At 48.5% G+C, this 7,552-nt stretch carries 10 protein-coding genes and 1 tRNA gene; 5 read left to right on the top strand and 6 right to left on the bottom strand.

What is annotated here, in order from left to right; all coding sequences use genetic code 11:
- Positions 1–267: transposase (locus tag BUB59_RS13630; protein ID WP_200778795.1), on the bottom strand; the 267-nt coding region annotated here is incomplete at its 3' end.
- Between the two features lie 178 nt (positions 268–445).
- On the opposite strand from BUB59_RS13630, the gene BUB59_RS13625 reads away from it, so the two are divergent.
- Together BUB59_RS13625 and nudC are read left to right on the top strand one after the other, a co-directional pair.
- Positions 446–1,438, top strand: a complete 993-nt coding sequence (locus BUB59_RS13625) for a GGDEF domain-containing protein (protein ID WP_073230941.1) — start codon at positions 446–448, stop codon at positions 1,436–1,438.
- Between the two features lie 15 nt (positions 1,439–1,453).
- Positions 1,454–2,299 carry an NAD(+) diphosphatase gene (nudC, locus tag BUB59_RS13620; RefSeq protein WP_073230939.1) on the top strand — a complete coding sequence of 282 codons (846 nt, stop codon included), beginning with the start codon at positions 1,454–1,456 and terminating at the stop codon, positions 2,297–2,299.
- Here the strand turns inward: nudC and BUB59_RS13615 are convergent.
- From BUB59_RS13615 to BUB59_RS13605, 3 genes are read right to left on the bottom strand one after another with little or no spacing between them, the layout of a single operon-like run.
- Positions 2,296–2,721: a nucleoside deaminase gene (locus BUB59_RS13615; protein WP_083540346.1), complete on the bottom strand. Its 426-nt coding sequence runs from the start codon at positions 2,719–2,721 to the stop codon at positions 2,296–2,298. The genes nudC and BUB59_RS13615 overlap by 4 nt on opposite strands.
- Before the next feature lie 27 nt (positions 2,722–2,748).
- Complete coding sequence (gene sfsA, locus BUB59_RS13610; protein ID WP_073230933.1) at positions 2,749–3,489, bottom strand: DNA/RNA nuclease SfsA; 741 nt, start codon at positions 3,487–3,489, stop codon at positions 2,749–2,751.
- Positions 3,489–4,040 carry a hypothetical protein gene (locus BUB59_RS13605; RefSeq protein WP_143160413.1) on the bottom strand — a complete coding sequence of 184 codons (552 nt, stop codon included), beginning with the start codon at positions 4,038–4,040 and terminating at the stop codon, positions 3,489–3,491. The genes sfsA and BUB59_RS13605 overlap by 1 nt, the downstream gene beginning before the upstream one ends.
- Positions 4,041–4,080: 40 nt before the next feature.
- Between BUB59_RS13605 and BUB59_RS13600 the strand changes: the two genes are divergently transcribed.
- The 3 genes from BUB59_RS13600 (at position 4,081) to BUB59_RS13590 (ending at position 5,091) form a co-directional block, all read left to right on the top strand.
- A tRNA-Gly gene (locus tag BUB59_RS13600) sits at positions 4,081–4,153 on the top strand.
- A gap of 21 nt (positions 4,154–4,174) precedes the next feature.
- On the top strand, positions 4,175–4,666 hold the full coding sequence (locus BUB59_RS13595; RefSeq protein WP_073230929.1) for a glycoside hydrolase family 9 protein: 492 nt from the start codon (positions 4,175–4,177) through the stop codon (positions 4,664–4,666).
- Between the two features lie 107 nt (positions 4,667–4,773).
- The gene (locus BUB59_RS13590) at positions 4,774–5,091 is read left to right on the top strand and encodes a T9SS type A sorting domain-containing protein (RefSeq protein WP_073230926.1); all 318 of its coding nucleotides are present in this window, start codon (positions 4,774–4,776) and stop codon (positions 5,089–5,091) included.
- A gap of 9 nt (positions 5,092–5,100) precedes the next feature.
- On the opposite strand, the gene BUB59_RS13585 is transcribed toward BUB59_RS13590, so the two are convergent.
- Entirely contained in the window at positions 5,101–6,531 is a 1,431-nt protein-coding gene (locus tag BUB59_RS13585; RefSeq protein WP_073230924.1) for an FISUMP domain-containing protein, read from the bottom strand.
- A gap of 16 nt (positions 6,532–6,547) precedes the next feature.
- Positions 6,548–7,462 carry an HAD hydrolase-like protein gene (locus BUB59_RS13580; RefSeq protein WP_234980071.1) on the bottom strand — a complete coding sequence of 305 codons (915 nt, stop codon included), beginning with the start codon at positions 7,460–7,462 and terminating at the stop codon, positions 6,548–6,550.
- Positions 7,463–7,552 lie beyond the last annotated feature (90 nt).

Here is a 7,552-nt window from a genome sequence, read left to right as displayed (position 1 = left end):
GTAGAAGCCGCTGTTCCGAGTCTGCGGGATGGCAAATGTGACCTGCCCGGACCGCATATTAAGAGTCTTGGGTTTGAAACCGTTCGCGTAATCCAAACGATTTTTGGAGCGTTCGTAAGCCCCTGCATTTAGGAAGTTCTCCCGTTCCAATTTCATGGCCTCGTTCATGGCGAGTCTGAAAAGATCCATCAGAAAGTCGGGTCCCTGCTCGATTAGGGCTTTCAAAATTGTCGGGTCGAAACTATATTTGTTTTCGGAGTTTTCCATAATTGATTCCTTTTTGATTTGTCGCAAAACCAAAAATAGGATGTGGAAACTCCACTTTTTGTTTATAGGGCCCTAAACGGGCCTTTTTTCATGAATTATTGATTTTACAGAAAGAAAATTACATCTTCACGGCTCTTTTGAAAACGTCCTATTCTGGGGCGTTCTGTTCTTTTGCTTTGTGGCAGCAATTGCCTCCACCATATTCACCGCCATTGAAGACCTTGGTGCATTGGCAGTGATTTATACGGCCTTCATCACCTTATATTTTGTGGTTCTAGGCGCAATCGTATTCGTCTCTCACAAGACAGAAGCGGGCTATACGGCCATGTGCTTTGGCATCAACACGTTAATTTTGCCCCCTATGTTTTTCATTTGCGGTGCATTTGATTGCGGCATGCCATTCTATTGCCTCACCAGCATTCTCATTTCATCCCTAATTTCCAAGTTCAAGCCTCGCAGTATCATGCTGGTGTACTCCATCACATTGTATACGGTCATCTTCTTCGTGGACTATTACTTTCCGAATTATTCCCCAAATTTGGAGCCTTTTGACACAATCGTGGACCAGGCGGTATCCTTTATATTTATGGGACTTATGATTTTCACCACGGTGTCTTACCTGCTGAAAGCCTATAATCGCGAAAAAAAGGATAAGGACGAACTGATTACCAAACTGGATTACCTTTCCTCTCACGATCCCCTGACAGGTCTGTATAACAGGCGCAGTTTTATTGAAGTTATTCGGAATAACGTACTAAAAAATCCTGCAGGATTCTACTTACTGATGTTTGACGTAGATTTTTTCAAGCGAGTGAACGATAACTTCGGTCACGTCTTTGGAGACCACGTTCTTACAGCAATCGGCAAGGTGGCACAGGATACCTGCTGCGAAGAAGGGGAAATGGCGGTCCGTTATGGCGGTGAGGAATTCATCCTGCTCATCCGTGACGAAAGCTACGACAAGGCAATGGTAAAGGCAGAACAATTCCGATACAAGGTATCCTGCCTAAAATTTGACGACCAGCCCAACGTACGTATTCATATCAGTGGCGGTTTTGTGGATTGCGCCAATCCCGAGTTCAACAACCACGACAAGCTTTTGACCGCAGTGGACGAACGTCTTTATATGGCAAAGACAAATGGCCGAGACCAGATCGTCGGAAAGAAATAAAGCTATTTTTGAGGCATGATTCACGAAATTGCGCCCCACGTACTGGACAATCAGTTCAAGATTCAAGACCCCAAGCCAAACGATTACTGTCTGGTTTATAATGGTAGCAAGAGCCTGCTGAAGAAAGAGGGAAATGGCTACGCCCTCCCTACCGTTGCAGAAATACAGAAGCTAGGATTTGAAGATTTCGAAGGTCATTACCTCCTGAACATCGATGAACGCGCTTTCTTCCTGCTGGCTGTTGCAGAAGATTATGCAGCCCCCGAGGGATATGAATTTACAGGCAACCGCGCGTTCCGTCCCATGGCTCCTGTGGAACGTCTGGGCGGCGCAACTGCGGCCCACATTGCCCATTGGGAAGCCCTGAACAAATTCTGCGGCAAGTGCGGTAACGTCACCATCCGCGGGGAAAAGGAACGATCCATCATTTGTCCCAAGTGCGGGAACGTCGTTTATCCCAGAATTTCGCCCGTGGTGATTATTGCCGTACGTAATGGTGATAAACTCCTGATGGCGCATAACATTGACAATCCCAACCCCATGCTTTTCCTGATTTCCGGTTTTGTGGAAGTGGGTGAATCTCTGGAACAAGCCGCCCATCGCGAAGTGATGGAAGAGGCTGGTGTCAAGATTAAGAACTTGAAATACTTCGGAAGCCAGCCCTGGCCCTTTAGCGATTCGCTGATTGCAGGCTGGACTGCAGAACTGGATGGGGACGACACCATCCATATGCAGGCGGAAGAACTTTCGGAAGCCTTGTGGGTGAAGCGGGAAGATATTCCGCCCTACGCAACCGATGTCAGCATCAGCTGCTGCTTAATTGAAAACTTCCGCACAGGATTCACCCTACCAGAAACCTAATAGCGGATGTCGGTGCTCTTGACGTATTCTTCGTAGAGTTTTAGGCCTTCGGCGCGGTCGCATTCCTCGGGCTTTAGGGGATTGTTGTAAAACTGATCATCACGGAATCCGATTTTTTCCGTGTCTTCCAGATTACAGGCGTAATAGCACTTGACCATATTGGACCACTGGATGGCGCCCATACACATGGGACACGGATAGCCTGTGGTATAGATTTCGCAACCCGTCAAATCGTGAGTTCCGAGATTTTTGCAAGCATCCCGAATGGCCATCATTTCACCATGGCATGTTGGATCTGCATTTTTCAAGACCTGGTTGTGACCAGCGCCCACAACCTTACCATCCTTTACGACAACGGCACCGAAGGGGCCGCCATGCTTGCCTTTAATCCCTTGACGGGCCTCGTCAATGGCTATTTTCATAAAAGGATTCATAAGAACCGACCGGTTTTAAAGTTCGAGTGCAACAGGAATATCCGACACCAACGTGTCGGGCTTTACCTTACAATCATACACAAAAATTTTAACGCCAGCATCTTGAGCGGCCTTTAAGGCTACTCCAAATTGGGGGTGTGTATCCACGTTGGGAGAGAACTTGTGGCAGCCCTTCATCTGGATGAGGAACAGGATTCCGCATTCGTAGGGAGTACCGTCTTCGGCGCAGCGGTTTTCGCGGAGGATGTCCGCCAGCTCTGTCAGATGTTTTACGCCACGTTCTGTCGGAGCGTCAGGGAATTTCGCGTGGCCGTCAAATTCCAGCGTGCAGCCTTTCACCTCGATGAACATCTTGCGGCCGCTAAACTCCACATAGAAATCAAAGCGGGAGTTGCCGTAGGTGTATTCCGGCTTCAAGAACGTAATCTTCGGGAAGAGTTCCTGATGGGCGCGGATCCATTCAGCGGCCACCTTGTTGGGAGCCTGGCTATCCATATTGATCAGGATGGTTTTCTGCTTAGATTTGCGAGTGGCATCGGGCACGACTTTCTCTACAGCGATTAAGTCGTAAGGCGTCTTGCGAGCGGGATTGTCTGGCTTTTCCAGATACACCGTACAGCCAGGAACCAGTAATTCCTTGCAACGTCCCGTGTTCTTCACATGGACAACGGTGTCCACGCCGTTCACTTCCACATGGGCGATGAACCGATTAGGACGGCTGATGAATTTGGCGGGAACGACGGTGGAGTATTTCATTATTCAGCAGGCTTGTTGGTCACGATGACGTAGACGGTGTCATGAACCACCACCGTGTCACGGACATAGACCGTATCCGGCTTGCAGACAAGTGCCGCCACTTCATCTGCAGAGAGAACTTTCGCATTAGACGCAGGCTGAGCCGCTACAGAAGAGGAGGATGCCACAGGAGCCGCGGAAGAGGTCGGCTGAACAATCGCAGAAGAAGAAACGGGCTGAAGAGCCGCTGATGAAGCGGGAGCGGGACTCTTGATGACCGCTACTAGCGAATCGCGAACCACGTTCAGGCTGTCCAGTTCCTTCTTGTACCGTTCCTTGTTCATAGGGCGGCGCTCCCGGGAATACTTGCCTTCCACCGTGTTGATTCGATCTTCGAGATTGTGAAGTTCATCGCAAGTAGGACCTTCACAGTCAATGGTTTCGCCGGGAGTAAAGAAATCCTTGAACTTCTGCCACATGGACTTTTCCGCAAAGGCAGAGCCCGCCATCAAACAAACACAGACAAATGCTACCGCAATCACGCGATAAGATGCAAATAAATTCCACTTCATGATGACATAATGATAGAAAATTACTACATTACAGAACAACGCGGAAGTAGCTCAGTTGGTAGAGCGCGACCTTCCCAAGGTCGATGTCGAGGGTTCGAGCCCCTTTTTCCGCTCTAAGCAAGAGATCCACAACAGTGGGTCTCTTTTTTGTTTGTATCTTTCTATTTGTTTTTTGGTGGATCATTTATGAAAAAATTTACCCTTCTCTCGAAAAAGAACAACGTTTAGCCTATATTGAAAAAGTCATTTTCATTCTAACAAAGAACGTTGAACAGGGTAGCAGAGAAAGTGCCTCAACATCAAAGGCTCAGTCCTTGGTAACAAATAAAAAAATGTCTGCAAACTACAATGGACTTTCCTTTAGCCTGTGGGAAGGTTCTGCCTGGCCCCCCCACTTTTACGACATTGGAGCTCAATTAAGCCTGCTTATGTTTGCGGACGTCGCCAAGGATATTACCGAAAAGGATATCAACCTTCCCAACACTCTAGGTGCAACATGGAATTACAAAGAAGCTAGACAGATCGTTATCAATAGAATGAACTACCTGCTGGGAATGAACCGTTGGGGATTATCCATGGTTGTTGGCGTGGGTGACAAAAATATTACAGCTATCGTCCCCTTGTAGGAGCATTTTTAGGAGGCACAAACAAAACAAGCTTTAATTCAAATGTCAAGGAATACACCTCTGTAGAGTCCACCCTCTATGGTGTAGCACCTTTCCAGGCAATTCTGATGCTACTGTCCAAGGAACGTTCTGCAACAGCTGATCCTACCGATGCAACCCCGCAGGCACCTAGCGCAAGCAAGAGTTTAAACGTAGTCAAGCACGGTTCTATGCTGGAAGTAAACTACACATTGAGTCAGTCCGCTCCTGCAGAAATCCAGCTGGTATCCATCAAGGGCAAGACTATCCGCATGTTCAGCGAACATCAGAGCGCAGGAAGCCACACGGCTCACTTCGACCTCAGCAACGTTCCTGCAGGTGTGTACATGGTAAAGGCTAAGGCCGGTTCCATGAACGCAAGCAAGATGATCCAGCTAACGAAATAAAAAACTGATTTAATCTTTCAAGCATCTCACGGCAATGCCGTGGGATTTATTTGAACTATAGCGCAACGACCCATAGTAATCCCCGATTGCAAAGATCAGGGCATTTTCCTTCACATGATTATTCACGGCCGGGCTTGCCAACCATAAATTCCCCGTCGAGCCCAAATAGGAGTAATTTCCATTCTGGGCACGAATTCCCGAAGGCAGAGCCCCAAAGCCATAGGCATCCATTTCGCCATCCCAGTCCAGGGCAGATTTCAATTCGTTGCCCTTTGCGTACTCCACCTCAGCGCCTTCAGAGACGGTCTTATCCACAGAACCCAGCAGGATAGCAGCTTCATCCTCCGTGGGAATATGCCAACCTTCGGGACACACCCCACGGGCCGTTCCAAGAGAGTCGCACAAGACATTATAACCACATCCCTTTGCAGTTTCGCTAAATGTTCCAACGGAATCCATTGCGGCAGACCACTGATACAGGCGGCCATATTTTTCGCAATTATCCGGTTCATCATTATAACAGAAACTTGAATCCACAGCAAAGTTCAGGTTTTCCGCCATCCAAGTCTGATCGCCAATCTTTACGGATTTATAAACTTGTCCATCTCTTGCATCCACAAAAGAATCACGCACTACTTCCGACGGATCTACAAATACAAGCGTACTTGAGCTTGCGGGGAATAAACTGCTAGACGATTCCTCTACAACGCTACTGGAGGACGCCTCGGAGGAACTACAGGAATACTCCTCAGAGGAACTGCTGGAACTCAAGTCCTTAACGCTGGACGAGCTAGACGAACGGAACGAAGATGAAGAACGCAACAACGAATAATAGGCGTCGCTTCTTTCGGGAGCCTTACCCTTAATGCATCGAACAGGATACTTATAGGCATCGTAATAGCCAATCTGGTCCGTCTCAACTTTTTTGTTGCCAAAACGAACATAGGTTCCCGACCAGAGGAACCCCAGCCATTCCCCTTCTTCAAACGACCAATAGCGAATACGATCGGGGAAAAAACCTACCGTGCCATAATTTTGCACGAAAGGAACCGCCTTGGCAGAAAAACCCGTTGAATTGGAACCTACGTACCCCTCAAAGCCATCCTCTTCCGCCAAAGCAAAAAAGGCCGCGCCGTCACGGGACGCAAATTCCACAAGTTCATTCCATTCTTCCGTGGTGGGCAAATGCCATCCATCCGGACACGCCACAATGGCTTTGGTCCAACTGTAAAATTGGCTATCCTCAGGCACGTTATATCTTAAATTCTCGGCCATCCATTCCTGATCGCCAATGACAACGGTCTTGTAGGTTTCGCCATCACGACTATCTACAAAGGAGCCGTATTCCCCCTGAAAACCAACCGTGTAAAGGACCGTTTCGTCGTCACTATAGCATCCCCATAAGAAGAGGGAGGCCAACACAACTAAAAACCACTTCATAAATCCTCCTAATACTTTATTCAATGTAGTAATTAGGGGTTACTCCTAAGTAGTCCTGATCTTCAAAAAGTTCAGCCGCCGGCTGGTTACGACCTACCAGGAGGCAACTATCAAAACCGGCAATATGGGCACCCAGCACATCCGTACCCAGGGTATCTCCCATCATAATCACTCGGGGCTTGCGGCCACCAAATAATTCCGCGGGAATGGTAGTCTTGAGTTTTTCCCAGATAGCAGGGAAAGGTTTCCCCAAATAGAAGGTTGTGCAGCCTTCGTTGCCGTTGGCCTCGCACATGGAATCACGACGGAGGCGTTCACTTAAGGCGCCAGAAACAGGCTCACGGGATCCATCAATTTTCGGGGCCCAGGCGTCGGAATTCAGCACCAGCAAAATGGCGCCGGGACATTTCAGGAGTTCCACCGCACGGGCGTATGTTTCCGCAGTTTCCTTCGAGGAGGAGATGGCTACAATAGGCTCGTTGGGAATATGATCAGGCGCCACCGCGGTTATACCGCAAGCAGTCAAGACATTCTTGCCAGTTTGTCGTCCGATATAATAAACTTCATCCAGCTTTCTAGGGCGTCCGTCGGCAACGCGCTTGCCGTCCCGCAGGTCCGCCGCAAGATACTTCAGCAGACTTCCCGACGAGATTGTCTCGGCTTCCGTAAAGTTAAATCCGCGCCTGACAGCGGCATTTGCCAGCACGCTATCTACGTCAGACGCCGCATTGGTGATAAGCCTCATCTGTTTGCCCGCTTCTCGCAGGGAGTCAAACATCTGATGGGCTCCGGGATACACAAAGTCCCCGCCGTTATACAAGGTGCCGTAGCCGTCAAAGCAGAAAACGTCATACTGGTCCAGCAATTCATCGAAAGAGACTTTACGAGGATTCTGATGAGGAGCCGGAATTACAACATTCGACAGCTTCATCACTTCAATATATCGCTTATAGATTTCTCTTTCTAAAAGTTCCATATGTTACCTATTGCCGAGCTAGATTCTTCGACCCATACTGGGTCT

This window comes from Fibrobacter sp. UWEL (assembly GCF_900142535.1).
Lineage (GTDB): Bacteria > Fibrobacterota > Fibrobacteria > Fibrobacterales > Fibrobacteraceae > Fibrobacter.
The sequence above is the reverse complement of the archived record's forward strand: the minus strand, read 5'-3'. Positions and strand labels throughout refer to the sequence as shown.

What these genes read in the sequence shown, in the direction of transcription:
- nudC (WP_073230939.1), top strand. Translation starts at nt 1,454, where the DNA reads ATGATTCACGAAATTGCGCCCCACGTACTGGACAATCAGTTCAAGATT.
- BUB59_RS13585 (WP_073230924.1), bottom strand. Translation starts at nt 6,531, where the DNA reads ATGAAGTGGTTTTTAGTTGTGTTGGCCTCCCTCTTCTTATGGGGATGC.
- BUB59_RS13580 (WP_234980071.1), bottom strand. Translation starts at nt 7,462, where the DNA reads ATGAAGCTGTCGAATGTTGTAATTCCGGCTCCTCATCAGAATCCTCGT.
- BUB59_RS13590 (WP_073230926.1), top strand. Translation starts at nt 4,774, where the DNA reads ATGCTACTGTCCAAGGAACGTTCTGCAACAGCTGATCCTACCGATGCA.
- sfsA (WP_073230933.1), bottom strand. Translation starts at nt 3,489, where the DNA reads ATGAAATACTCCACCGTCGTTCCCGCCAAATTCATCAGCCGTCCTAAT.
- BUB59_RS13605 (WP_143160413.1), bottom strand. Translation starts at nt 4,040, where the DNA reads ATGAAGTGGAATTTATTTGCATCTTATCGCGTGATTGCGGTAGCATTT.
- BUB59_RS13615 (WP_083540346.1), bottom strand. Translation starts at nt 2,721, where the DNA reads ATGAAAATAGCCATTGACGAGGCCCGTCAAGGGATTAAAGGCAAGCAT.